Origin of the sequence: Pseudonocardia xishanensis (genome assembly GCF_039541715.1) — a bacterium.
In the GTDB taxonomy this organism is placed as follows: Bacteria; Actinomycetota; Actinomycetes; order Mycobacteriales; family Pseudonocardiaceae; genus Pseudonocardia; species Pseudonocardia xishanensis.
The window spans coordinates 16,739-38,381 of record NZ_BAABGT010000026.1; the positions used below are offsets into that span (position 1 = coordinate 16,739).

The following is a 21,643-nucleotide window of genomic DNA, read 5'->3' on the forward strand; positions in this document are numbered from 1 at the left end:
GCGAGCGACATGACGGACTCACCCTTCGACCCGGGTGACCTGGTCGATTGGACCGGCGACAGTCAGGAACAGCCGCTCACGATCTTCGGTCGCGACGGCATCGACGAGCCCGCCCCGGTGGGCCCCGTCTTCCTCTTCGATCACCGGTACGCCGACGCGACGAGGGTGCCCGGCGAGGCGCTCCCGGACGTGTCGGGTCCGGAGGCGGGCGGGCCCGGCTGGGCCGACGGCGCCGAGCACGGGCAGCAGGACAGCGACCACAGCAGCGAGCACACGGCCGACGGCGACCACCAAGGAGATGTGAACGAGATGAGCACCGAGACCCACGACACCCACGACAACGGCGCGACCCAGGTCACCGGCCCCGTACAGGTCGAGGCCGCGGACGGCGGACCCACCCAGGTCACCGGCCCGGTCCAGGTCGGCTCGCACGACGGCGGGGCCACCCAGGTCACCGGTCCGGTCCAGGTCGGCGGCGGGCACGACGGCGGCACCCAGGTCACCGGTCCGGTGCAGGTCGGTGCGGCGGACGGCGGCCCGGTGCAGGTCACGGGCCCGGTGCAGGTCGGCGGCGGGCACGACGGCGGCACGCAGGTCACCGGCCCGGTGCAGGTCGGTGCGGCCGACGGCGGCCCGACCCAGGTGACCGGCCCGGTGCAGGTCGGCGGCGGGCACGACGGCGGCACCCAGGTCACCGGTCCCGTGCAGGTCGGTGCGGCGGACGGCGGGGCCACGCAGGTCACCGGCCCTGTCCAGGTCGGCGACAGCGGCGACCCGATCCAGGTCACGGGCCCGGTGCAGGTCGGCCGCGACGGCGACCCGGTGCAGGTCACCGGCCCCGTGCAGATCGGTGCGGACGGCCAGCCCGTGCAGGTGACCGGCCCGGTACAGGTCGGTGGGCGGGACGCAGGCGCCACGCAGGTCACCGGCCCCGTGCAGGTGGCCCCCGCGACGGCCGCCACCTCTGCGACCGAGGCGGCCGCGCAGGTCACCGGCCCGGTCATGGTCTCCGGGGCGGACCAGTCCCTGCAGGTCACCGGTCCGGTCCAGGTCGGCGGTGCGCACGACGGCGGCACCCAGGTCACGGGTCCGGTCCAGGTCGAGGCGGCCGACGGCGGCCCGACCCAGGTCACCGGCCCGGTGCAGGTCGGCTCGCACGGCGGCGACCCGGTGCAGGTCACCGGCCCGGTGCAGGTCGGCTCGCACGGCGGCGACCCGGTGCAGGTCACCGGCCCGGTGCAGGTCGGCTCGCACGGCGGCGACCCGGTGCAGGTCACCGGCCCCGTGCAGGTGGGGGAGGACGGCAACCCGGTGCAGGTCACCGGCCCTGTGCAGGTCGGTGCGGACGGCAACCCCGTGCAGGTCACCGGCCCGGTGCAGGTCGGCGCCGAGGGCGAGCCGGTGCAGGTCACCGGCCCGGTGCAGGTCGGGGAGGACGGCGGCACACAGGTCACCGGCCCCGTGCAGGTCGGCCCCGCGGCGGGCGGCGGCACCCAGGTCACGGGCCCGGTCCAGGTCGGCGAGACCGGCGGGGCCACCCAGGTGACCGGCCCGGTGCAGGTCGGTGCGGACGGATCCCCCGTCCAGGTCACCGGCCCCGTGCAGGTCGGCGCTTCCGGCGAGCCCGTGCAGGTGACGGGCCCGGTGCAGGTCGGTTCGCACGGCGGCGACCCGGTGCAGGTCACGGGCCCGGTGCAGGTCGGTTCGCACGGCGGCGACCCGGTGCAGGTCACCGGCCCGGTGCAGGTCGGTTCGCACGGCGGCGACCCGGTGCAGGTCACCGGCCCCGTGCAGGTCGGCGGGCACGACGGCGGGGCCACCCAGGTCACCGGTCCGGTCCAGGTCGGCGGCGGGCACGACGGCGGCACCCAGGTGACCGGTCCCGTGCAGGTCGGTGCGGCGGACGGCGGGGCTACTCAGGTCACCGGCCCGGTGCAGGTCGGTGCGGCCGACGGCGGGGCTACTCAGGTCACCGGCCCGGTGCAGGTCGGTGCGGCGGATGGCGGGGCTACTCAGGTCACCGGCCCGGTGCAGGTCGGCCCGGCGGGTGACGGCCCGGTGCAGGTCACCGGTCCGGTCCAGGTGGGTGCCGCCGACGGCGGGGCCACCCAGGTCACGGGACCCGTCCAGGTCGGTGCCGCCGACGGCGGGGCCACCCAGGTCACGGGACCCGTCCAGGTCGGTGCGGCGGACGGCGGGGCCACCCAGGTCACCGGCCCGGTGCAGGTCGGGGACCACGGGCCCGGCGCCACGCAGGTCACCGGCCCGGTGCAGGTCGGGGCTGCCGACGGCGGCCCGGTGCAGGTCACCGGACCGGTCCAGGTCGGCGACCACGGCGACGGGGCCACCCAGGTCACGGGACCCGTCCAGGTCGGCGACCACGGCGACGGGGCCACCCAGGTCACCGGGCCCGTCCAGGTCGGTGCGGCCGACGGCGGGGCCACCCAGGTCACCGGTCCCGTCCAGGTCGGTGCCCACGACGGCGGGGCCACGCAGGTCACCGGTCCGGTGCAGGTCGAGCCCGCCGACCACGGGGACGTCTTCGCGGCCGAGGCGGCCCACGCCCCGGCCCCGGCGGACCACGGTGACGTCTTCGCGGACGACGCCCCGGCCCCGCACTTCGCGGCGGCGGCCGAGCCCCAGCACCAGGCCGAGCACTTCGAGGCCCCGGCGCCGGTCCAGCACCACAGCGACCCGGAGCCCGCTCCCGTCCACCACGAGAGCGCGCCGGAGCCGCAGCACGAGACGTTCGCGGCGACCACCTCGCACGAGGAGCACAGCTCCTCGTTCGAGGCGGACCACCACGACGCGGCGGCCGCGACCGAGGCCCACGACTCGGGCCACCACGACGCCGGCCACGACTCGCACGACGGCTGAGCACCACCGCAGGACCCGAGAGCCCGGCGACGGACGTTCCGTCGCCGGGCCTCCGGCCGTCCGGCCCGGGTGGCTCGAACGGCACTCCCGCCGACCGCGGGAGTCCCGTTCCGGCGACGCGGTACGGGGACTACCGAGAGCACGTTCGACGGGGTAGGCAGGGACACCATGGCAGGGCAGCAGGAGGGCAGGCTCGCGAAGGCCGCGTCGACCCTCGACCTCACGATCAAGGGCGCGACGGTCTACCAGCGCGAGGACCTCGTCCGCAGGCTCAACGCGGCGAAGGACATGCTGGGGCAGCCGTCGGTGCTGGTCTACGTCGTCGGCGAGTTCAAGCAGGGCAAGAGCTCGCTGATCAACGCCCTGCTCACCGCTCAGGTCTGCCCGGTGGACGACGACATCGCGACCGCGGTGCCGACCGTCGTCAAGTACGCGGACGAGCCCGCCGCCACCGCCACCTACGTGACCGAGCAGGAGACCCGCGTCGAGAAGATCCCGTACGAGGCGGCCGCCGGGTACGCGGCCGAGGGCGACCCCCGCGGCGCCGAGGCCCGGGCGAAGGGCCTGCACGCCGTGCAGATCGGGATCCAGCGCAGGCTCCTGCAGGACGGGTTGGTGCTGGTGGACACCCCCGGCGTCGGCGGGCTGGGATCGGTGCACACGACGGTGACGGTCGGGGCGCTGCCGCAGGCGCACGCCGTCGTCTTCTGCTCGGACGCCTCGCAGGAGCTCACCGCCGCGGAGATCAAGTTCCTCAAGACCGCGCAGGAGCTCTGCCCCACGATCATCTTCGCGCTCACCAAGACCGACCTGCACGTCGAGTGGCGCCGGATCCTGCAGCTCGACCTCGCCCACCTCGCCCGGGCGGGGGTCACGGTCGAGCCGATCGCGCTGTCGTCGGAGCTGCGGTTGCAGGCCGCCCGCCGCGTGGACCAGACGATGAACGCCGAGTCCGGGTTCCCCGCGCTCGTCGCGAAGCTGACCGAGGTGGTGGCGGACTCCGAGCAGGTCACGCTCAAGGCCGTGGGCAACCACGTGCACTCGGTGGTCGACCAGCTGGAGCAGACCGTCCGGGCGCGGCAGAGCGCGTTGGTGCACCCCGAGCGGACCGCGCAGCTCACCCGGGACATCGCCGACACCCGCGAGCGGCTGGAGCGGCTCAAGGCCCGCAGCGCCCGCTGGCAGACCCTGCTGTACGACGGGCTGGCGGACGTCAGCTCCGACATCGACCACGACCTGCGCATCCGGGCCCGCGGCGTGCTGATGGACGCCGAGAGCGCGATCGACGAGGGTGACCCGGCGAAGAACTTCGAGGAGTTCGCGTCCTGGCTGCGGCAGCGGCTGGCGGGCGAGACGATGGAGAACTACGCGGAGCTGATCCGCGCGACCCGGGACGTCGCGGGGCGGGTGGCCGAGCACTTCGAGCTGGAGGAGTCCGCGATCGTCGTGCCGCTGCGCGTCGAGGCCCCGGTCGCGAAGGTCGACTCGCTGGAGCTGGACACCGGGTTCGCGGTGGCGTCGAAGAAGGGCGCCACGGCGATGGCGGGCCTCCAGAAGTCCTACGGCGGGCTGATGATGTTCACGATGCTCACCCACATCGCGTTGCTGGCCATCCCGCTGCCGATCGGCCTCGCCGCCGCCGCGCTGATGGGCCGCAGCGGGATGAAGGACGACCGCAAGCGCCAGCTGGAGCAGCGCAGGCAGAAGGCGAAGCTCGCGGTGCGGCGCTACGTCGACGAGTTCAACATCCACGTCGGGAAGGACTCCCGGGACGTCATCCGGCGGATCCAGCGGGAGCTGCGGGACGGCTACACCGAGCGGCTGGACGAGCTGCTCCGGTCTCTGTCCGAGGCGCTGAAGGAGGCCGAACGCGCGGTGCAGAGCGAGCAGACCGAGCAGCAGCAGATGGAGCGGATCGAGGCGGACCTGAAGTCGCTCGCGATGCTGCGCGGGCAGGCGGACGAGCTCATGACGCAGCGTCGGGTGGCGGCCGCATGACCACGAGCACGCTGTTGGCCCGGACCCGACAGGTGGTGGGCGACGCCCAGGCGCTCGCCGAGGGCACCCGGATCGCCCCGATGGTCGCGGCGCTGGCCGCCCGGATCGACGAGCCGCTGCGGGTCGCGATCGCCGGGCGGGTCAAGGCGGGCAAGTCCACCCTGCTCAACGCGCTGGTGGGTCAGGACCTCGCGGCCACGGACGCGGGGGAGTGCACCCGGATCGTCACGTGGTTCCGCAACGGGCCCGCCTATCGCGTGCTGCTGTTCCCGAACGACGGCCCGCCCGCGCAGCTGCCCTTCCCCGAGTCCGGGTCGCTGGCCTCGATCGACCTGGCAGGCCACGCGCCGGAGGTGGTGTCGCGGATGGTGGTCGACTGGCCGTCGCGCCGGCTGCAGGCCATGACCCTGATCGACACCCCCGGCATCGGCTCGATCAACGAGGAGATCTCCGCGCGGTCCCGGGTGCTGCTCACGCCCGAGGGGCCGCGCGGGTCCGGCGCGGACGCCGTCGTCTACCTGATGCGGCACATGCACACGGACGACGTGGACTTCCTCGAGGCGTTCCACGACACCGAGGGGCAGGGCAGGCCGGTCAACACGATCGGCGTCCTGGCCAGGGCGGACGAGGTGGGACACTCGCGTCCGGACGCGCTGGAGTCCGCCGCCCGGATCGCGGACCGGTACGCGGCGGACCCGCGGGTGCGCAGGCTGTGCCACACCGTGGTGCCGGTCGCGGGGCTGCTCGCCTCGTGCGGTGCAACGTTGCTGCAGTCCGAGTACAGCGTCCTCGTGCGGCTCGCAGCCCTGCCCGCCGAGGCGCGCGAGGGGCTGCTGCTCACCACGGACCGGTTCATCAGCGCGGAGGCCGGCGGGGTCGAGCCCGCGGCGCGGCTCGCGTTGGTGCGCAGGCTGGGGCTGTTCGGCGTGCGCAGCGCCGTCGAGCTGATCCAGGCAGGGGAAGCGGCGGACGCGAGCGCGTTGGCCGTGCACCTGCAGCGGCTGAGCGGGATCACGACCCTGCACGAGATGCTGACGACCCGCTTCGCCGCCCGCGCGGACGTGCTGAAGGCCCGCACCGCGATCCAGGCCCTGGAGTCGCTGTTCGTGGGCTCCCCGCCCCCGCCCGACCTGCGCCGCCGCTTCGACGAGCTGGTCGCGGGCGCCCACGAGCTCACCGAGCTGCGCCTGATCGACGCCCTGCGCGAGGACCCCACCCTCCTCCCCGGGGACGACGGCTCCGCCGAACGCCTGCTGGGTTCCTACGGCGACGATCCCCGTACTCGGTTGGGTCTGGACGCGACCGCGGATGTGGTGAAGGTCCGGGAGACGGCGCTGTCGACGCTCGCGCGATGGCAGCGGGAGGCCGAGGATCCGCTCGCGACCCGCCCTACCGCCACGGCCGCGAGGATTCTGGTTCGGACGTGTGAGGGGATGCTCGTCTAGGTCCGCCGGCGCGGTGGATCAACCGGCGTGGTCGAAGGCGTCCGTGTCGTGGTGGTGGTCCGGGGTGGGGTCGTCGACGGCCTGGTCGTGCAGGGCCTGCTCGTGTGACTCCGGTTCCGGACCGGACGGGTGCTCGGGCAGCGACTCCTCGTGGACGACGGGGGTCGCGGCGTGCTCGGCGACGAAGGTCTCGGTCGGTGTGGGCGGCTGCCCGACGGGCGCGAAGTGCTCCACCGGGGCCGCCGGGCCACCGAAGTGGTCGGCCGGGTCCGGGGTGGGCGCGGTGCCGCTCGGCGCGGCCACCGGCTCGGGGTGGGTCGCGGGCGGGACCGGAGGGCCCTCGGTGAGCGTCGGGTCGGACGGGGCGTGGGCGGGACCGGCCTCGCCCACGGTGGTGGGCGCCTGCCCGCCGCTGTCCGCCGCACCGGCGCCTGCTGCGCCCGTTCCCGTGCCCGCCGCACCGCTGCCCGCCGTCCCGGCGTTCGCCGCACCTGTGCCGTCGGAGCCGTGCCCGGCCGGGCCCGTTCCACTGCTGTCCGTTCCCCCGGCGTCCGGACCGGCGACGGGGGCGCTTGCCGATCCGCCCGCTCCCCCGGGCTCGCCTGCGGTCGGGTCGGCGCTGCCCGGGGCACCCGTGAGGGGAGCGGTGGCGCCTGCGCCGCCGTCTACCGGCGTTGCGGTCGCAGGGCCTGCGGTCGCCGTCGAGGCGTTCGCGGGCCCGCCGGATCCGGGCCCTTCCGCCGCGGGCGGGGTGAGCGGGGTGCTGAAGGTCGTGGGGCTCGTGGGCTGGTCGGAGTGGCCCCCGTCGGTGGTGAGGACGATCGGCACCACCGAGCCTGCCGCGATCCCGGTCGTCGCGAGGAGGGTGTGGTCCATCGCGGTCGTGGTCTGTGCGGCGGCCACGGGCGGTGCGCTGCCCGCGCCCGTCGCGCCGGCTCCTGCGGCACCCGTCGCCGGCCCGGGCATGGTGGACGACGCCGCGGAGCCGGGCATCGCCTGCCCGCCCGGCGTCTGCCCGGGCATCGTCTGGGCCCCCGCAGCCTGTCCGGGCATCGTCTGTCCGGCGGGTGTCGGAGTGGGCATCGTCGAGCCGGCGGCTGAGCCGGATGCCGTCGAGCCGGCGGGTGTGCCGGGTGCGGCGGGGCCCGCGGCCGAGCCGGCGCCGGTCGGGACCTGCGTGGACACCGAGCCCGGGCCGCCCGACTGCACCTGCGTCCCCGCCCCGGCCTGGACCTGGGACGAGTTCGCGCCGCCCTGCTGGGCCTGCGCGCCCGCTCCCGTCGACACCTGGGTCTGGTCGGAGTCCGCGCCGCCCTTCTGGGCCTGGGTGGTGACCCCGCCGGGGGTGTCCGAGACCTGGGTCTGGGTCGAGCCCGCGCCGGCGCCCTGGCCCTGGGTGGTGACCCCGCCCGCCGTCTCGGAGACCTGGGTCTGGGTGGAGCCGCCGCCGGCGTTCTGGCCCTGGGTGGTGATGCCGCCCGGTGTGTCGGAGACCTGGGTCTGGGTGGAGCCGGCGCCCGCGCCCTGGCCCTGGGTGGTGATGCCGCCCGGTGTGTCGGAGACCTGGGTCTGGGTGGAGCCCGCGCCCGCGCCCTGGCCCTGGGTGGTGATCCCACCGGGGGTCGATGCCTCCTGGGTCTGGCTGGACCCCATGCCCGCGCCCTGGGCCTGGGTGATGATGCCGCCGTCCTCCGACGTGCCGGTCTGCGTCTGCGTCGACCCTGCCCCGGCGCCCTGCGCCTGGGTGATCACCGCGTCCGCGCTGTCCGCGAGCTGCGACTGGTCCGACATGCCCTCGGCGGTCTGGATCTGCAGCACCCCGACGCCGCTGACGCCGTCCGCCACCGCCGACTGGTCCTGGGTGGCGGACAGGTCGGCGTCCTCCCCGACCGTCGGGTCGTCCTCCAGCGCGACGTGCTCGTCCTGGACCAGGGTGGCGTCGAAGTCGCCGTCCGTGTCCGGCACCAGGTCGACGGTCGTGTGCGCGTCGGTCGCGACGGTGTACGTGCCGTCAGGGTTCTCCGTGACGATGACCGTGGCCACCTCGTGGATCACGACGTCCTGTCCGGACTCCGCGTCGATGACCGCCACGCCGTGGTCGGTGGCCACATAGGTCTGGCCCTCGAGCTGCACGACGATCCGGGTGAACGTCTCGACGACCAGGTTGCCGTTCTCGTCCGCCCGGATGACCGACTGCTGGAACTGCTGGACGACGATGTCGACCCCGTCGTCGTCGCCGCCGCTGTGGGAGTCGCTGTGGGAGTCGCCGGGCGAGCCCCCGCCGTCGCTCGTGCCGGACCCGCCGCCCTCGCCACCGCCGCCGCCACCGCCGCCGGACCCGCCTGCGTCCGACCCGGCGTCCGACCCGCCGCCCGAGTGGTAGGTCGAGGACTGGGTGGCGGTGACCGTGCCGTCCGGGCCCGCGCTGACGGAGCTGGAGACGCTGTCGGGCGAGATCCCCTCCGAGCCGCTGACCTGGTGGACGGTGACCGAGCCGGGCCCGTCGCCGGAGCCGCCGGGCGAGTCGAACGAGACCGGGCCGGGTCCGTCGGAGCCGACCTCGTGCCCGCCCCCCGGCGCCGCCGGGGAGTGCGCGGGGCCGTCCAGGGCCGTCGTGGCCGCCGTCGGCACCGGACCCGCGTCCGTGGGCGAGGCGGCCCCGCCGACCATCGTCCCGGCCGCGAACCCGCTGGCCAGCGCCGACCACGTCAGTACCGGCACGGCCCGCTTGCCGGCCGCGGCGGCGCGGACCGCCCGCACCGCGCGGACCGCGCGCACGGCCAGGTCGATCTGCTCGGACTCGTTCATGCCACGACCCTGCCCGTCGGCCGAGCGCGGGGCATGAGTAGCCACTACTCCTCCTCGAGGCTGAACACGGTGAGGTCGTTGCCGCCGCTGTTGACGACGTAGCCGCGGGTGCCGTCCGGCGAGGTCGCCATGCCGTTCGGTCCGGCGCCCTGGATCGACGCCGTCCGCGTCACCGTGTTCGCCGCGGTGTCGACCACGCTCACGCTGGCGTCCCCCTGGTTGACGACGTAGGCGCGACTCGCGTCAGGGGAGAGCGCCACGTAGGCGGGCTGCCGCCCCACGGGCAGCGACGCGGCCACCGACGGCTTCGCAGCGTCACTCACGTCGACGACCTTCAGCGAGGCGGTGTCGTAGCTGGTCACGAACGCACGGGTGCCGTCCGCGCCGATCTTGACGCAGCCGGGGTTCGCCCCCACCGTGACGGTCCCGGTGACCTTCTTGCTCGCGACGTCCACGACGGACAGCGTCCCGTCGCTCGCGCCGGTGACGTAGGCCGTGGTGGCGTCCGGGGACAGCGCGACGGCGAAGGGCCCGCCGGGGACCCGGATCGTGCCGCTCACCCCGTTGCTCTTCGCGTCCACGACGGTCAGCGAGTTCGAGTCCCGGTTCGCGACGTAGACCGTGCTCCCGTCCGCCGAGACCGCGATACCGACCGGGCCGCGGCCCGTCGAGACGGTGGCGACCACGGTGTTGTCCGCGGTGCTGATCACCGCCAGCTGGGCGGCCGCGATGCTGGTGACGTAGACGTGCGCGTCGTCCGGGGAGACCGCGACCAGCACCGGGCCCTCGCCGACCGGGACGGTGGCGGTGACGCTGTTCGTGGCCGTGTCGACGACCGAGACGTCGTTGGAGCCGTTGTTGGTCGTGTAGGCGTGCGCGCCGTCGTGGGTGATGGCCACCCGGCCCGGCGAGGTGCCCACGGGGACCGTGGCCAGCGTCCCCCCGAACGGGACGGCGGGGGTGACGGCCTCGCTGGTCGGCGGCGGGGTGGTCGCCTCCGTCGCCCCCGTCGCCGCCGCGCTGCCGGTGCTGCCGCCGCCGAGCAGCCGCCAGCCCGCGTAGCCGCCGCCCGCCAGCACGACGAGGACCAGCCCGACGATCAACGCGGGCCGCACCCACCGCCGCGACGACGACTCCCGTCTGAGCTCCGGGGGACGGTCGCCGGCGCCGAACCGGCGCTCGGCGCCCTCGCCGTGTGTGACCGGCGCGAACATCCGGGTGTTCGGCTCGTGGTCGCCCGGGCCGGTGGGCGGCCGGTCGTACCCGGTCCCCGGCCGTCCGTTCGCCTGCCGGGCCGCCCCCACCGGGGCGGCCGCGACGGCGGGCCGGTACGTGGGGTCGGACCGGCTCGGGTCGGGGCGGGACGGGGTGTGGCCGACGTCCGGGCCACCGCTCCGCTGCCCGGGCCCGGCCGGGTTCGCGCGGTAGGCCGCGGGCTCTCGCCCGCCCGTGCCCTGCCCGCCCGTGCCCTGCCCGCCCGCACGGGACCCCTGGCCTGCCGAGACCGGCCCCGAGGACCCGCGGCCCGCCGAGCCCGATCCCTGCCCGGCGACCGCGAGGCCTGCCGCACCGGCGGCGGCGACCCCCGCAGCCGCCTGCCCCACGCCGCCGTGCTGCCCGGCATCCGGGCCACCGGCGGTGCTCGGACCCGACTGCCGCCCCGCGGGCCCCTCCGACAGCAACGCCGCCCCCATCGCCACCGCGAACTCGGGATCGGTGTCCACCGCGATCGGGGCCTTGAACTCGGCCGAGACCATCTTGGCGACCAGCGGGATCTTCGACGACCCGCCCACGAGCAGCACCGCGGTCAGGTCCTCGGCCTCCACCGACGCCGACCGCAGCGCCCCCCGCAGCGCCGTCATCGTGTCCGCCAGGACCGGCCGGACCATGTCCTCGAACTCGCCGCGGGTGAGCCGGATGTGGGTGTGCGCGGCCGGCAGCAGCACGGGGATCGTGGCGTCCGTGTCGACGGACAGCGCCTCCTTGGCGTGCACGCACTCCTGCCGCAGCCGGTAGAGCGCGGCGCGGTCCGCCCCGGCCAGCGCGTCCCCGCCCAGCGACTCCCGGACGTGCGCGAACACCGCCTGGTCGAAGTCGATCCCGCCCAGCCCCTGGATGCCCTGCGGAGTGCCGAGGATCTCGAAGCCGTCCGTCGTGCGGCGCAGCACCGTGGCGTCGAACGTCCCGCCGCCGAGGTCGTAGACCGCGACGGTGCCGCCGACGGCGAGCCGCTCGTTGGCCGCGTAGGTCGCCGCGGCCGCCTCGGGCTCGGTCACCATCCGCACCGCCGGGACCTCGGCGAGCTGCGGGACCTGGGCGAAGATCTCCTTCTGGTAAGTGTTCCAGCTGGCCGGGTGGGTGAGTACCACGGTCTCCGGGGCCGAGCCCTCCGCCGCGGACACCTTCGCGACGACCGCCCGCAGCAGGTGCGCCAGCAGCGCGGGCACCGGCATCGGCGAGCCGCCGACGATCATCGGCACCGGGTCGCCGAGCTTGCGCTTGAACTCCCGCGCGATGCGCTCGGGTTCGATCGTGGCCCGCCGCTCGGCTGCGGCCCCGGTGAGCACCGCACCGTCCTGCCGGATCATCACGACCGAGGGCGCGACGTCCGAGCGGTCGCCCAACCGGAAGCGCTCCACCCGGCCACCGCGCCGGACGGCCGCCGCGACGAAGGTCGTCCCGAGATCGACACCGAGGCCGTACGTCATCTTGCCGCGCTCCTCCTCCGCGGGGCCCGCAGCGCCGACGGCACGGACCGACCCCAGGTCCGTCCCGCATCCTCGCGTGGCCGCGCCCCCTCCTCAAGGGCTCTCTGCCGAGGATCCGTCCTCGTTACACACAAGGGCGTTAACAGGGGCCCCGAACCGTGCGAGTATCCGCGGACGCAGTGTGCTGCGAGGGGGGTGCCGATGCGCCAGGAGTGGCCACTCGTCGGCCGGGCCGAGGAGCTGGACTTCGCGCGCCGTACTCTCGCCACCCCGTCGCTGTCCGGTCTGGTGCTCGCGGGCAGGCCCGGCGCCGGGCGCAGCCGGATGCTGCGCGAGGTCCTGGCCGTGGCCGCCGGGTCCGGGGCGGTCGCGCTGGAGGTGCGGGCCACCTCGGCCGCCGCCGGGATCCCGTTCGGCGTCGTCGCCCCGCTGCTGCCGGACCTCGACCGCGGGCTGGACGAGGCGGGCACCCTGCGGGCCGCCGCCGCGGCGCTCGTCGCGCACGCGGGAGGCAAGCGCCTGGTCCTGGGGATCGACGACGCCGCGCACCTGGATCCCGCCACCGCCGCCCTGGTCGCGCAGCTCTGCCACTCCCGGCAGGCCTTCGTCGTGCTGACGGTGCAGGTCGGCGTGGCCGTGTCGGAGGCCGTGTTCGGGCTCTGGAAGGACGGCGTCGCCGAGCGGCTCGACCTCGCCGAGCTGGACCGGGCCCGGTCGGACGAGCTGGTCGCCGAGGTGCTCGGCGGCCACGTCGACGGGGCGTTGCGGCAGGAGCTGTGGGAGCTGGCCCGGGGGACCCCGCTGTTCCTCCGCGAGCTGATCGTGGACGGCCTGGCCGCGGGGAGCCTGGCCTGTGTGGACGAGGTCTGGCGCCGGTCCGGCGAGCTCCGCCCGGGGCCGCGGCTGCTGGAGCTGGTCGAGGCTCGGATCGGCGAGCTGACCGAGGACGAGGGCACGCTGCTGGAGCTGCTCGCGCACGGCGCCCCGCTGGGCAGCGAGGTCCTGCTGGGGATGGGCGCCGAGCGGGTGCTCGGCCGCACCGAGCGCCGCGGGCTCGTGGTCTCGGTGCTGGACGGCAGGCGCCTGGACGTCGAGCTCGTCCACCCGCTCTACACCGAGGTCGTCCGGCGGCGGACCACGCCGCTGCGCGCCCGGCGCACCCATCGGATCCTGGTGCAGGCGATCGAGGAGACGGGCGCCCGGCGCGCGACGGACGGCCCCCGGCTCGCGAGCTGGCGGCTCGCCGCGGGCCGCCCGGTCGGCGTCGACGCGCTGCTCGCGGCCGCCGCGGCCGCCACCGACCTGCGGACCGTCGAACGCCTGGCGCGGGCCGCGGTCGAGGCACTCGACGGCGACCCGGCCGGGCCCGGGGCGGGTGCCCGGGTGGCTCTCGCCGAGGTGCTGGTCGCGCTCGGTCGCGCCGCGGAGATCGGGGCGCTGCCCGCGGAGACCCCGCCGCGCTCCGTCGCGGTCCTCGCCACCGCCCGGCCCGGCGCGGTCACGGACCCGGTCGTGCGGGCCGCACTGGCCCTGCAGGCGGGCTGCGGCACCGAGGCCCTGGAGCTGCTCGCCCCGCTCGAGGAGGCTCCCGAGGTGCTCGCCGTGCGGGCGCTCGCCCTGTGCGCCGCGGCGCGCTGCACGGACGCCGTGGCCACCGCCGAACGCGGGCTGGCCGCGGACCCGGGATGGTGGGCCCCGGCGCTGCAGGCCGCCCAGGTCGGCGCGCACGCCCTCGCGGGCAGGCTGGACACCGCGGAGGAGCTGGCCGCCGCCCACTACGCCGCCGCGCTGGCCCGGCACTGGCCGGTGGCGGCCGCCGTGCACGCAGGCTGGCTCGGCCGGATCGCCCTGCTGCGCGGCCGGGCGCGGGACGCGCGCGGCTGGCTGCGCGAGGCCACCGCGCACGAGGACCCGTTCCCCGAGGTCACCGGGCTGCGGGCGGAGCTCGCCGTCAGCGTGGCGCTGACCGGGGACCTCGTCGCGGCGGAGGCCCTGCTGCCGGACGTCGACCCGGGGGACACCCTCGACGTCGGCGTGGCGGGCTCCCCCTGGCCGCTGCTGGCCCGCTCGTGGCTGGCCGCGCTGCGCGGCGAGTCCACGTTGGCCACCCGACTCGTCGCGCAGGCCGCGGACACGGCGCGGTCCGGTGGGTCGCGGTACGCCGAGCTCGTCGCGCTGCACGACGCCGTCCGCATGGGCGCGGCCTCCTCCGCGGCCCGGGCCGCGGAGCTGGCGGAGCAGGCCCAGGGCGAGCTCGCCGCGGCCCGCTCGGCACACGTGGCGGCGATCGACGGCCCCGCGCTCGAGGCCGCGGCGGACCGGTTCGCCGCCCTCGGCGCGCCGCTGCTGGCGGCCGAGGCCGCGGCCCAGGCCGTGCGGATGTACGAGGCGGCGGGGCGGTCCGGCAGCAGGCAGGGCGCCACCAAGCGCGTGACGGCGTGGACCCGGCTGTTCGACGAGGTCCGCACCCCGGCGCTGACGCAGCTCGCCGCGCCCAGCGAGCTCACCCGTCGGGAGCTGGAGATCGCCCGGCTCGCCGCGTCCGGGATGACCAGCAAGGCGATCGCGGCGCGGCTCGTCGTCTCGGTCCGGACCGTGGACAACGTGCTGCACAGCGTCTACGCGAAGCTGGGCGTCGCCGGGCGCAGCGAGCTGGCCGGAGCGGTCTAGCAGTCCCGCACGAACACGATCCCGTCGACGGCCGCGGTGTGCGCCGGGTCGAACGGGGCGTAGCCGAACCACGGGGAGACCCGCGGCGACACCGAGCGCAGGTCCAGCTCGCGCGGATCGACCAGGAGCCGCTCCCCGGGCAGCGCCGAGAGCAACCCCTCGAGGGTGTCCGGCGGCGGGGCGCCCACCCCCCGGTCCCGGATGCTGCCGACCGCGGTGGCGAGGTAGGCGTACTCCTCGCCCAGGTGAGCGCTCACGATCGCGCCCGCACTCCACCACTCCACCGGCGCCCCGCCCATCCGCATCGAGCTCCGGGGCCGCTGCAGGTGCGCGTTGTGGGCGTAGACGAACGTTCGGCCGCGGTCGGCGAGGGCCAGCAGCGTCGCCGCCATCATCGAGTCCCGCACGCCCAGCAGCCGCCCCAGCCTGCCGGGCGAGGTGTCGGCCATCCACCAGTGGTAGCGCAGCAGCCCGACGGCGGTCCGCCCCCACAGCCGGGCCCGTTCCCAGTCCGCAGCGGGCTCGACCAGGTCGGGGGTCTGTTCGTCGAGCAGGGCCACGAGGTCGTCGGCGATCAGACGCAGCTCGCCCGCCTCGGGAGCCCGCCCCACCGACCGGGACGGGTCGACCATCGCGGCGGGTTCGGTCCAGCGCTCGTCCGCGCCGAGCAGCGCGTCGAGCCGCTCCGCGGTGCAGGGGAGCAGGGCGGGAGCGATCCGGGTGGCGAGATGCTCGTGGAGCGCGAGCAGGGTCCGTCGCGGGCTCGCGGCGTGGGTGATCTCGAGTGGGCCGTCGCACCCGGCGAAGCGGACCCGATCGGCCGGTGGCCTGCCCTCGTTGTGGGCGCGCATCCAGCGCACCAGCTCACGGTTGGCCGGGTAGGCGCCCCACTCGTGGCTGAACCCCCGCCGGACGACGGCGTCGAGGTCGCCGGGCCCCCCGCGGACGTAGTCGTCCACGGCGAGCGCGGCGAGGCAGTCGGTCTCGAGCGCGATCGTCCGGTAGCCCTGCTCCACGAGCCCGGCGAACAGCGCGGTGCGCAGCTCCCACAGCTCGGCCGCGCCGTGGGTGGGTTCACCCACGGCGAGCAGCCGGGGTCGGGTCGACAGCGATGCCAGGACGGTGGCGGGGGTGAGGACTTCGGTCATTCCCTCAACGGTATCGCTGAAGTACCGGTGGAAACTTCAGCACGAGATCCGCAGGAGAGGGCGGCGAAACCCTCGAATCAGGCGCGGAACTCCGTGGGCCGCTCCGGGCTGGCCTCGGCGAGCGCGACCAGGGTCTTCTCCACGTCGTAGTCCTTGCCGTAGACCGGGGTGCCGGGCTGCTGGCGCCAGGACTCGGCCAGGGTGCCGCCGTCGACCGGGTCGAAGCCCAGCTCGTCGACCAGCGCGAACACGGTCTCCTTGGCCGGACCGGCCGTGCCTGCGATCGGCAGCGCGATCCGCCCGTCGGTGCCTGCGGGGAGGCCGCTCTCCAGCAGGTGCTTCCACCAGATCCCGTTGAAGACCTTGTAGACGGGGTCCGCGTCGAGCAGTCCGGCGACCCACACGCTCTCCGGCGTGCCGTCCTCGATGGCCTGGATCAGGCCGTCCCGCTGCTGCGGGTAGTAGTTGTTGGTCTCGATCACCGGCGCGCCCGGCTTGCGGCCCGCGACGATCCCGGCGGCGAGGTCCGGGGTGTTCTTCTGCGGGATGCTGACGATCACGACGTCCGCGTCCGCCGCCGCCTCGCGGGCCCAGACGGCCTGCGCCCCGGTCTCGGTGGCGGTCGCGGGCACCGTCTCCGGCGCCCGCGAGTTCGCGACCCGGACCTCGTGCCCCAGCTCCGCGAGCCGCCGCGCGAGGGTGCCGCCGATGTTGCCTGCTCCGATGATGCCGATTCTCATGTCCGCGCAAACCGCGGGCCGCGGTCGTGCTATTCCGCGGCGGGTCCGGTGCCGCGCGGCACGGCCGGGATGTCGGGGTCGTCGCTGCAGGCCACCGGCTCGAGCACGAGCTGCGCCTGCGAGGCGGGATCGAGGCGGGATCGAGGTGTGCCGGTCGCGGAACGGGTCGACGCTCAGAGCACCCCGGGGTACGCCCCGCCGTCGATCAGCAGGCTCTGCCCGGTGATGAATCCGGCCTGCGCCGAGCAGAGGAACGCACACGTCGCCCCGAACTCCGCCGGAGAGCCGAACCGCCCCGCCGGGATGGAGGACCGGGCGTTGTCCGCCACCTCCGCCTGCGACCGCCCGGACTGCGCGGCCGTGCGCTGCTGGATCCCGCGGAGCCGGTCGGTGTCGAAGGCCCCGGGCAGCAGGAAGTTGATCGTGACGTTCGCGTGTGCGACCGACCGGGCCACCCCGGCGAGGAACCCGGTGAGCCCCGCCCGCGCCCCGCTGGACAGGTCGAGCCCGGCGAGCGGCATCTTCACCGAGCCCGAGGTGATGTTGACGATCCGGCCGAACCGACGCTCGACCATCCCGTCCACCACGGCCTGGACCAGCGCGATCGGGGCGGCCATGTTCGCCTCGACGCCTGCGAGCAGGGCCTCGTGGTCCACCTCGCGGAAGTCCCGGAACGGCGGGCCCGCGTTGTTGTTCACCAGGATGTCCACGATGGACACCGCGCCGAGCAGCGCCGCGCGCCCCTCGGCCGTCCCGACGTCCGCGCCGACCGGGATCGTGGTCGCTCCCGTGTCCGCGGCGATCTCGGCGGCGACCTTCTCCGCGGAGGCCTGCTCCCGCCCGTTGACCACGACCGTCGCCCCGGCCCGCGCGAGCTCCTCCGCGCAGGCCCGCCCGAGCCCTCGGGTGGACGCGCACACGACCGCCGTGCGCCCGGCGATCCCCAGGTCCATCAGGCCGGGCGCTTCCGCGGCGTCGACCGCGCGACCTGCGCCGGGTCGCTGACCACGACGTCCCCGAGGGCCGCGTCGATCGCCTTCATCGCGTCGTCCGGGATCCGCACGCCCGCGGCCTCGACGTTCTCCGCGACCTGCTCCGGGCGCGACGCCCCGACCAGTGCGGCGGAGACGTTGGCGTTCTGCAGCACCCACGCCACGGCGAGCTGCGCCATGCTCAGCCCGAGGTCACCGGCGATCGGGGCGAGGGCCTGCACGCGGGTGAGGGTGTCGTCGTTCAGGAAGCGGGAGATCGCGCTCGCCCCGCCGCTCTCGTCCGTGGCGCGGGAGCCCGCCGGGTAGTCCTCGCCGGGCTTGTACTTCCCGGTCAGCACGCCCTGCGCGATCGGCGACCAGACGATCTGGCCCAGCCCCAGCTCCTCGCAGGTGGGCACGACCTCGCCCTCGATGATCCGGTGCAGCATCGAGTACTGCGGCTGGCTGGAGACCAGCGACACCCCCAGCTCGACGGCGAGTGCGTGCGCCTCGCGGATCTGCTCGGCGGTCCATTCGCTGACCCCGATGTAGAGGGCCTTCCCGGCGCGGACGACGTCCGCGAAGGCCTGCATCGTCTCCTCGAGCGGGGTGAACACGTCGTAGCGGTGCGCCTGGTAGAGGTCGACGTAGTCCATGCCGAGGCGGCGCAGGCTGCCGTCGATGCCCTCGAGGATGTGCTTGCGCGAGAGGCCCTGGTCGTTCCTGCCGCCCGGCCCGACGGGCCAGTAGACCTTGGTGAAGACCTCGAGCGACTCGCGGCGCTCGCCCGCGAGCGCGGCGCCGAGGACCTCCTCGGCCCTGCCGTTCGCGTAGACGTCCGCGGTGTCGAAGGTGGTGATGCCGCTGTCCAGCGCGGTGCGGACGCACTGCGTCGCGACGTCGTTCTCGACCTGGGAGCCGTGGGTCAGCCAGTTGCCGTAGGTGATCGCCGAGATCTGCATCCCGGAGCGGCCGAGGTAGCGGAATTCCATGCCCTCATCCTGCCCCAGGAGGCCGCGGGCTACTTCCCGGCGACGACGTCTCGGAGCGGGACGAAGTGCACGCCCGCCTGCCGGCAGCGGCGGGCCGCGGCCACGTTCATCCGGCGGGCGACGACGACGGCCTCGTTCCGCCGCCCGGCCAGCCCGGCCCGGTGGGCGACCAGCGCGGACATCACGGCGTCGTCCACGTTCTCGTGCACCTCGACGACGGTGAGCCGCCTGCCGTGGGCGAAGACCATGCCCGCCGGGTGTCGGGTGTGCAGGTGCGCGTCCGTCGGGAGTCCGACGAGCGTGGGGTCCGCGGCGATGCGGGCTCGCGCGGCGGCGAGCTCGTGCTCGAGCGGCGATTCGGGCACGTGCGGGAGGCGGACGGTCGGCTCGGCGGACGGCGTGGCCGACGAAGGCGGCGCGGCCTGCGGGCTGATCGACATGGGTGACTCCTTCTCCGGCTGTTCCCTCATCGGCGGAGGCGGGCCAGACGTTAGCCCGATCAGCTCATCGGACGAACGTGATCACCGTGAGTGTCCGTCCTGGCCGCCGCGATCACTCCATCGAGGACCGATCGGAGGCCTTCGAGGTCCTCCAGCGGCATGCCGAGTCGTTCGACGATGGCGGGTGGGATCCGCTCCGCCCGGGCCCGCAGCGCCCGTCCGGCGTCGGTCAGCGAGACGGCGAGCATCCGTTCGTTCGTCGGCACGCGGTCGCGCCGCACGAAGCCCGCGGCCTCGAGCCGCTTCACCAGCGGCGAGAGCGTCCCGGGATCCAGCGCCAACGCGCCGCTGAGGTCGGTGACCGAGCGCGGCGAGCGTTCCCACAGGGCCAGCATGACCAGGTACTGAGGGTGGGTGAGGCCCATCGGCTCGAGCAGCGGACGGTACAGGGCGATGACGGTGCGGGCGGCCACGGCGAGCGCGAAGCACACCTGTCGGTCGAGTCTCAGGAGATCGTCGTCCACGTCGGGTATCATACTTGGTGTGCAAACAATTGGGGTGCGGCCCAACCCGGTCCGATGGGTGCTCTACGCCTGGGGGGCCGCGCTGCCCGCGCGCCACCGCGAGTGGGTCCTGTTCGACGTGACGACCCGGACCTGGCGGCTCCGCCATCTCGCCAGGGCGACCGCGCAGCTCGCGCCGTTCGCCGTCCTGCTCTACGTGTTCATCCCCGGCCAGCCCTGGGTCCGGGCGATGGCGGTGCTGGGCGGGCTGATGATCGGCTACTTCTACTCGTGCGCGTACATGGCCGAGTCGGCGGAGCACCGCTCCGTGAAGGCGGGGTACCCGCGCGGCACGGCTGTGGCCGCGCGGGCGGAGGTGCACTCGGACGACCGGCGCGAGGCGCAGGCGCGGTACGAGGAGCGCTGGCGGTCGTAGGGCGGGGTCCGCGGGGCCGCGGGCGCGTGCCTCCTCCTCCCGGGTCACCGGCGGTGTCGCGGGAGGAGGAGGCAGGAGTCGCCGAACTCGTGCCAGCGGTAGCCCCCGTCGAGCGCGGCCGCGTACGCCCGCTCCACCAGCGCCCGCCCGGCGACCGCGAGCAGCAGCGCGAGGTGCGAGGCCTCGGGTTCGTGCCAGCCCGTGACCAGCCCGTCGACCACCCTGGCCCGCCGCCGCGGCCCCAGTACGAGATCGGTGGTGCCGGAGCCCGGGTGCAGCGTGCCCGTCTCGTCCGCGACGCTCTCCAGGGCGCGGGTGACCGTGGTGCCGACGGCCACCACCCGACCACCGGCCTCGCGCGTGGCGTCCACGGCGGCGACGGTGGCGGCGGGCACCCGGTACCGCTCCGGCAGCGGCGTCTCGCCCGCCTCCAGTGAGGACACTCCGGTGTGGAGCACGACCTCCGCCGTCCGGACGCCGCGCTCCCGCAGCCCGTCGAGCACGGCGGGGGTGAAGGGTCGCCCGGCGCTCGGCATCTCCGCGCTGCCGAACTCGCCTGCGGCGCGGGCGAACACGGTGCGGTACTCCGCCGGGTCGAGGCGTTCCCGGACGTAGGAGTAGGTGATCGGGCGGCCGACGGTCGCGAGGTACCCGCGGAGTCCGCCCTCGACGGGGATCCGCGCCCGCCAGATCCGGGGCCCGCCGCCGAGCAGCGTCGCGTGCACCCCGCGCGGCAGCTCGATGCGCTCGCCGGGGCGTCCGTCGAGCACCCGGTACCCGTCCGGCGTCCGCAGCTCGACGGCCCACCCGTCCGCGGTCGGCCCGGACACGTGCAGGACGACGGGGGTCCGCCCGCGCCGTCCGTCGACCGCCGCGGGTTCGGTGTCGGAGGTGTTGACGACCACCAGGTCCTCCGGGGCGAGCGCGCCGGGCAGGTCGGCGAAGCGGAGATGGCGCAACGGACGGCGGTGGGCGGCGACCATCAGGCGGACACCGTCACGGACCGGCGGCGGAGCGGTCGCGAACCGGTCCGCGGGGACCGGCCTCACGACGCCACCGCGGACAGCGACGCCGCCGTGTACCGGCCGGACGGCGGCCGTGAGTCCAGCAGCCGCAGCAGGGCCGGAACGACGGTGGCGGGTTCCGGGCGGTCGGAGATGTCCTCGCCGGGGAACGCCCGCTGGTGCATCGCGGTCCGCATGTCCCCGGGATCGAAGGCGTAGACCCGCAGGTCGGGCTCCTCCACGCCCAACACCGCGGCGGCGTGGTCCGCGGCGGCCTTCGCGAGGCCGTACCCGCCCCAGCCCTCGTAGGCCTCGACGGCGGCATCCGAGCTGAGGCCCACGACCGTGCCCCGGGCCCGGCGCACCGCGGGCAGCAGGGCCTGGGTGAGCTGCAGCGGCCCGACGACGGTGGTCTCCAGTACCGCGCGCAGGGCGGCGGCCGGGTAGTCGGCGAGCCGGGGCAGGGGGGACGGTCCGAGCTCGCCGGCGTTGTGCACCAGCAGGTCCAGCCGGTCACCGACCCGCTCGCGGAGCTCCGCTCCCAGCCCCGGGTCGGTGACGTCCCCGGGATGGAGGGTGACGCCCACCGTCCCGCCGAGAACGGTCCGGAGCCGGTCCGCATCCCGTGCGACGGCGACGACGTGCTCCCCGCGCGCGGCGAGGGCGAGGGTGAGGGCCAGCCCGAGTCCGGAACCGGACCCGGTGACGATCGCGGAAGGTGCCATGAACCCACCACACACCCTGAACCCGACTTGAGGTCAAGAACGTACTGTGCGCGGTGAGTGGTGCGGGTGCACCACTCACCGCGCACGGGCGGCGGAGCCGCTCAGATCTGGTACGTCGAGTTGATGATCGCGCCCTTGCGGGCGTAGTGGATCAGCGCGTCCTGCACGTCCAGCGGAT

At 75.4% G+C, this 21,643-nt stretch carries 15 protein-coding genes; 5 read left to right on the plus strand and 10 right to left on the minus strand.

The window, feature by feature from the left end; translation table 11 throughout:
• Window positions 1–9: 9 nt before the first annotated feature.
• From ABD993_RS09495 to ABD993_RS09505, 3 genes are all read left to right on the plus strand, one after another.
• Window positions 10–2,877, plus strand: coding sequence for a hypothetical protein (locus ABD993_RS09495; RefSeq protein ID WP_345414803.1), 2,868 nt, complete (start codon window positions 10–12; stop codon window positions 2,875–2,877).
• Window positions 2,878–3,045: 168 nt separating this feature from the next.
• Entirely contained in the window at window positions 3,046–4,875 is a 1,830-nt protein-coding gene (locus ABD993_RS09500; protein WP_345414805.1) for a dynamin family protein, read from the plus strand.
• Complete coding sequence (locus ABD993_RS09505; protein WP_345414807.1) at window positions 4,872–6,320, plus strand: dynamin family protein; 1,449 nt, start codon at window positions 4,872–4,874, stop codon at window positions 6,318–6,320. Before ABD993_RS09500 ends, ABD993_RS09505 begins: the two co-directional genes overlap by 4 nt.
• An 18-nt stretch (window positions 6,321–6,338) precedes the next feature.
• On the opposite strand, the gene ABD993_RS09510 is transcribed toward ABD993_RS09505, so the two are convergent.
• Window positions 6,339–9,128 (minus strand): hypothetical protein, encoded by a 2,790-nt coding sequence (locus ABD993_RS09510; protein WP_345414809.1) that lies wholly within the window; start codon window positions 9,126–9,128, stop codon window positions 6,339–6,341.
• Window positions 9,129–9,172: 44 nt separating this feature from the next.
• Entirely contained in the window at window positions 9,173–11,836 is a 2,664-nt protein-coding gene (locus tag ABD993_RS09515; protein ID WP_345414811.1) for an Hsp70 family protein, read from the minus strand.
• A 201-nt stretch (window positions 11,837–12,037) separates the two neighbouring features.
• On the opposite strand from ABD993_RS09515, the gene ABD993_RS09520 reads away from it, so the two are divergent.
• Window positions 12,038–14,506 (plus strand): helix-turn-helix transcriptional regulator, encoded by a 2,469-nt coding sequence (locus ABD993_RS09520; RefSeq protein ID WP_345414813.1) that lies wholly within the window; start codon window positions 12,038–12,040, stop codon window positions 14,504–14,506.
• Here ABD993_RS09520 and ABD993_RS09525 read toward each other — a convergent pair.
• The 6 genes from ABD993_RS09525 to ABD993_RS09550 form a co-directional block, all read right to left on the minus strand.
• Window positions 14,503–15,654, minus strand: a complete 1,152-nt coding sequence (locus ABD993_RS09525) for an erythromycin esterase family protein (protein ID WP_345414815.1) — start codon at window positions 15,652–15,654, stop codon at window positions 14,503–14,505. The genes ABD993_RS09520 and ABD993_RS09525 overlap by 4 nt on opposite strands.
• Window positions 15,655–15,731: 77 nt before the next feature.
• The gene (locus ABD993_RS09530) at window positions 15,732–16,394 is read right to left on the minus strand and encodes an NADPH-dependent F420 reductase (RefSeq protein WP_345414817.1); all 663 of its coding nucleotides are present in this window, start codon (window positions 16,392–16,394) and stop codon (window positions 15,732–15,734) included.
• 173 nt (window positions 16,395–16,567) lie between these two features.
• The gene (locus ABD993_RS09535; RefSeq protein WP_345414819.1) at window positions 16,568–17,347 is read right to left on the minus strand and encodes an SDR family oxidoreductase; all 780 of its coding nucleotides are present in this window, start codon (window positions 17,345–17,347) and stop codon (window positions 16,568–16,570) included.
• Entirely contained in the window at window positions 17,347–18,357 is a 1,011-nt protein-coding gene (locus ABD993_RS09540) for an aldo/keto reductase family protein (protein WP_345414820.1), read from the minus strand. Before ABD993_RS09540 ends, ABD993_RS09535 begins: the two co-directional genes overlap by 1 nt.
• Window positions 18,358–18,386: 29 nt before the next feature.
• Window positions 18,387–18,797: a hypothetical protein gene (locus ABD993_RS09545; RefSeq protein WP_345414822.1), complete on the minus strand. Its 411-nt coding sequence runs from the start codon at window positions 18,795–18,797 to the stop codon at window positions 18,387–18,389.
• Between the two features lie 59 nt (window positions 18,798–18,856).
• Complete coding sequence (locus ABD993_RS09550; RefSeq protein ID WP_345414832.1) at window positions 18,857–19,330, minus strand: MarR family winged helix-turn-helix transcriptional regulator; 474 nt, start codon at window positions 19,328–19,330, stop codon at window positions 18,857–18,859.
• Window positions 19,331–19,340: 10 nt separating this feature from the next.
• On the opposite strand from ABD993_RS09550, the gene ABD993_RS09555 reads away from it, so the two are divergent.
• Complete coding sequence (locus ABD993_RS09555) at window positions 19,341–19,736, plus strand: DUF5313 family protein (RefSeq protein ID WP_345414824.1); 396 nt, start codon at window positions 19,341–19,343, stop codon at window positions 19,734–19,736.
• 44 nt (window positions 19,737–19,780) lie between these two features.
• Here the strand turns inward: ABD993_RS09555 and ABD993_RS09560 are convergent, their stop codons facing one another.
• The gene (locus tag ABD993_RS09560; RefSeq protein ID WP_345414826.1) at window positions 19,781–20,785 is read right to left on the minus strand and encodes an S-adenosylmethionine:tRNA ribosyltransferase-isomerase; all 1,005 of its coding nucleotides are present in this window, start codon (window positions 20,783–20,785) and stop codon (window positions 19,781–19,783) included.
• A complete protein-coding gene (locus ABD993_RS09565; RefSeq protein WP_345414828.1) occupies window positions 20,782–21,465 on the minus strand; it encodes an SDR family NAD(P)-dependent oxidoreductase in 684 nt (227 codons plus the stop codon). The genes ABD993_RS09560 and ABD993_RS09565 overlap by 4 nt, the downstream gene beginning before the upstream one ends.
• Window positions 21,466–21,643: the final 178 nt, after the last annotated feature.

Excerpts from the sequence above, each read along its gene's own strand:
- ABD993_RS09525 (WP_345414815.1), bottom strand. The coding sequence starts at position 15,654 with ATGACCGAAGTCCTCACCCCCGCCACCGTCCTGGCATCGCTGTCGACC.
- ABD993_RS09545 (WP_345414822.1), bottom strand. The coding sequence starts at position 18,797 with ATGTCGATCAGCCCGCAGGCCGCGCCGCCTTCGTCGGCCACGCCGTCC.
- ABD993_RS09565 (WP_345414828.1), bottom strand. The coding sequence starts at position 21,465 with ATGGCACCTTCCGCGATCGTCACCGGGTCCGGTTCCGGACTCGGGCTG.
- ABD993_RS09500 (WP_345414805.1), top strand. The coding sequence starts at position 3,046 with ATGGCAGGGCAGCAGGAGGGCAGGCTCGCGAAGGCCGCGTCGACCCTC.
- ABD993_RS09540 (WP_345414820.1), bottom strand. The coding sequence starts at position 18,357 with ATGGAATTCCGCTACCTCGGCCGCTCCGGGATGCAGATCTCGGCGATC.
- ABD993_RS09505 (WP_345414807.1), top strand. The coding sequence starts at position 4,872 with ATGACCACGAGCACGCTGTTGGCCCGGACCCGACAGGTGGTGGGCGAC.
- ABD993_RS09535 (WP_345414819.1), bottom strand. The coding sequence starts at position 17,347 with ATGGACCTGGGGATCGCCGGGCGCACGGCGGTCGTGTGCGCGTCCACC.
- ABD993_RS09495 (WP_345414803.1), top strand. The coding sequence starts at position 10 with ATGACGGACTCACCCTTCGACCCGGGTGACCTGGTCGATTGGACCGGC.
- ABD993_RS09520 (WP_345414813.1), top strand. The coding sequence starts at position 12,038 with ATGCGCCAGGAGTGGCCACTCGTCGGCCGGGCCGAGGAGCTGGACTTC.
- ABD993_RS09510 (WP_345414809.1), bottom strand. The coding sequence starts at position 9,128 with ATGAACGAGTCCGAGCAGATCGACCTGGCCGTGCGCGCGGTCCGCGCG.
- ABD993_RS09530 (WP_345414817.1), bottom strand. The coding sequence starts at position 16,394 with ATGAGAATCGGCATCATCGGAGCAGGCAACATCGGCGGCACCCTCGCG.
- ABD993_RS09515 (WP_345414811.1), bottom strand. The coding sequence starts at position 11,836 with ATGACGTACGGCCTCGGTGTCGATCTCGGGACGACCTTCGTCGCGGCG.